3 protein-coding genes are annotated in these 3,229 nt (G+C 70.7%); all 3 read right to left on the reverse strand.

The genetic code is table 11. From position 1 onward, the window contains the following. On the reverse strand, positions 1-1,820 hold a 1,820-nt coding region (locus tag IBX62_09985), incomplete at its 3' end, for an ABC transporter permease (protein MBE0477414.1). After that, the gene (locus IBX62_09990; protein MBE0477415.1) at positions 1,817-2,548 is read right to left on the reverse strand and encodes an ABC transporter ATP-binding protein; all 732 of its coding nucleotides are present in this window, start codon (positions 2,546-2,548) and stop codon (positions 1,817-1,819) included. The genes IBX62_09985 and IBX62_09990, both read right to left, overlap by 4 nt. A gap of 6 nt (positions 2,549-2,554) precedes the next feature. After that, positions 2,555-3,169, reverse strand: coding sequence for a helix-turn-helix transcriptional regulator (locus tag IBX62_09995; protein MBE0477416.1), 615 nt, complete (start codon positions 3,167-3,169; stop codon positions 2,555-2,557). Positions 3,170-3,229: the final 60 nt, after the last annotated feature.

Consider the following 3,229-nt stretch of genomic DNA (forward strand, 5'->3'; position numbering starts at 1 on the left):
CCGTTCGCCAGCAGCATGCCCGGCTCGGAGAGCCTGGCGAGGTCTGCGTCGGAGCTGCCCTCCGCGTAGCGGAAGCTCGCGATCCTGCCGTACGCCGCGGGGTCGATGCCGATGACCTGGATCGTCAGGTCGCCTGCCATCCCGGGCGCGTAGCGCAGCGTCGCCACGTCGCCGATGCCATCGGTCGCCGCGATCTCCTCGGCCAGCTCGGGCCCTGCGCCGACGGCTCCGCCGCTGAACATGAAGCTCTGCGGCAGCACGATGAAGTCGCTGCCCGTCGCCTTCTCCGCGTACTCCTCGTACCCGCCGACGACCGCGGACGTCAGCGACATCGTCGCGACGACCAGTCCGATGCTGATCATGACGGCCGAAGCGGTCGCGCCGGCGCGGCCCGGGTTGCGCTGCAGGTTGGCGCGGGCGAGGCCGCCCTCCGTGCGGTACACGAGCTCGATCGCGCGCGAGAACCGGTCGCTGACCGGCTTCACCGCCGCCGAAGCACCCAGCGCCATCCCCACGAGCAGCAGTATCACGCCGAGACCCGTGAGGCCGGCGTCGCGTGAGACGAGCGCGGCCACCGCGATCGCGATGAGTGCGAGGCCCACCCACGCGCGCCTCGTGGCGGCCTTCTCGTACACGTCACCGATCTGGGGCCGGAGCGCGTCGAGCGGGGTGATCCGCGACGCGGCGCGCGCCGGCAGGATCGCCGAGAGCACGGTGATGCCGACGCCGAGCGAGATGGAGAGCACCCACGCCTCGAGCGGGAAGACGAGATCGAAGGAGCCCATGTGGACGAGGTCCTCGACGATGCCTCCGAGCGTTCTCGCCGCCATGGCGGCGAAGCCCCAGCCCGCAAGAAGCCCGAGCCCCGTGCCGAGCAGGCCCTGGACGAGGCTCTCGGTGAGGAACAGGCCCAGGATCGTCCGGCGTGACGCCCCGATCGCCCGCAGCATCCCGATGTCGTGGCGACGCTCGGCGACCATCGTGCGGAAGGTGTTGAGGATGACGAAGCCGCCCATGGCGAGCACGAACACGCCGATGAGGTTCATGATGCCCTCGGCCGCGGCGAATCCGGCGACGAGCGGGGAGTCGGCCGCGATCGCCCCGATGACGTAGCCGTCGCCCAGCGCGTCCTGCACGCCGGCCTCGACCGCGGAGCGCTCCACCGACGCCGCGAAGGCCGCGTCGACCGCGGTCACGAGCCCGGGGGTCTCGAACATCTCCTGCGCCGTCGCGAGCGGGACGTAGACCTCCTGGGCACCTGCCGCCGCAGGGGTATCGATGGTGCCGACGACCTCGAAGGTCACGGTCCCCGATGCCGCGGGCATCTGAAGAGCGTCGCCGACCGACAGGCCCGTCTCCTCGGCGGTCGACGCGGTCAGCACCGCCGCCGGGCGCTCCGAGCCCCTCACGTCGTCGGCCTCGGTCAGCATACGGCCCTCGGCCACGGGGAACGCGCGGACCTCGCCCGCGGTGTCCGGGGCGATGCCGATGACGCTGACGTTCGCCGTGCCGTAGTCAGGTTCGGGAGGCAGCGCGACGGTGCGTCGCAGCACCGGCGTCGCCGCCGCGATCCCCTCGACCCCGGCCACCTCCTCGGCCACTTCGGCCGGGAACAGGCCGGACGACGCGTTCTCGACGGTGAGGTCGACCTCGCCGACGGAGGCGAGCATCGAGCGCTGCATGAGCTCCATCATGCCGGGCAGCACGCCGTTCAACCCGAAGATGATCATCACCCCGAGCACGATCGCGAGCGTGGTCAGAGCGGTCCTCAGCTTCCGTCCGGCCAGATAGCGGCCGGCGAGCTTCAGCTGCGTGCTCACATCAACCCCGCCTTCTCCATGGCGTCGCGGGCCGACGCCTCGCCCGCGATCCTCGCGTCGTCGGCGATCCTGCCGTCGCGCATGAACACGATGCGGTCGGCGTGCGCGGCGATCCGGGGGTCGTGCGTGACCATCAGGATCGCGCGACCCCATTCGTCGCTGACCTGGCGCAGCAGCGCGGCGATCTCGTCGCTGCTCTTGCTGTCGAGGTTGCCGGTGGGCTCGTCGGCAAGCACGAGGGCCGGCTCCGTGAGGAGCGCGCGCGCCACCGCGACTCGCTGCTGCTGCCCGCCGGAGAGCTGGTCCGGCCTCGCGCCGTGACGGTTCTCCAGCCCGACGCGACTCAGCCAGTCCTCGGCGCGTCGGCGTGCCACCCGCTCCCGGCCGCCGTTCAGCACGAGCGGCAGAGCAGCGTTCTCGGCGGCGGTCAGTACGGGGATCAGGTTGAAGAACTGGAAGACGAACCCCAGCCGCTCGCGGCGGACCTTGGTGAGCTCGTTATCCGACATCGAAGCGATCTCGCGACCGTCGAGGATCACGGATCCCTCGGTGGGCGTATCGAGGCCGCCGATGAGGTTGAGCAGTGTCGACTTGCCGCAGCCCGACGGGCCCATGACGGCCACGAACTCGCCGGGCTCGATGATCAGATCCACATGGTCGAGAGCCGTCACCGCCGTGTCGCCGGCGCCGTAGACCTTGGTCAGCCCTCGTGTCTCCGCGATAGCCATCTCCGGCTACCTCCCGTCCCTGTCGTTCTCGGCTTCCTCTGTCCTCACTCGCGGCCGTCCCCGTCGCCGTTCGGGCAGCTCGGGCACCGCGTGCCGCGCCATCTCTCGCAGCCGGGCCTCCGCCATCTCCAGCCATCGCAGATCCGCCTCGATGTGCATGATCGCCTTGTCCAGCAGCATCGCCTGCGCCAGCTCCCTGGGCCGCTGGCAGCCGTTGCGCCTGGCGGTGAGCTCGTGCAGGTCGCGGTAGAGCGTCTTGCGCTGCTCCCGGATGACGGTCTCGGGCCGCGCCTCCTCGTCTCCGAGCGCGAGCGCGATCTTGAGGAAGACCTCGTCGCGATGGTGCATGGGGTGTACTCCCGAGGAGTACCAGCCGTCGAGCTCCTCGCGGCCGGCGTCGGTGATCCCGTACACGCGCTGATCCGGCCCGCCGACGCGCCGCGTCACGCTCTGCACGACGAGTCCCGCTTCTTCGAGGCGCGCGAGAGTCGTGTAGACCTGCGCGGACTTCAGGTCCCATACCGCCCGGCCGCCCACGAGCGCCTCGAAGGCGTCGCGCAGCTCGTAGCCGTGGCGCGCCCGCTGTGCGAGCAGGGCGAGCATGGCGTTGCGCACGGACATCGGCGGGTCTCCTCGGGGGGCCGGAAGAAGGTATTCGTGGTCCGAAGAGAATCTAGCAAA

It is taken from the genome of Coriobacteriia bacterium, from assembly GCA_014859305.1.
GTDB lineage: Bacteria > Actinomycetota > Coriobacteriia > Anaerosomatales > Kmv31 > Kmv31.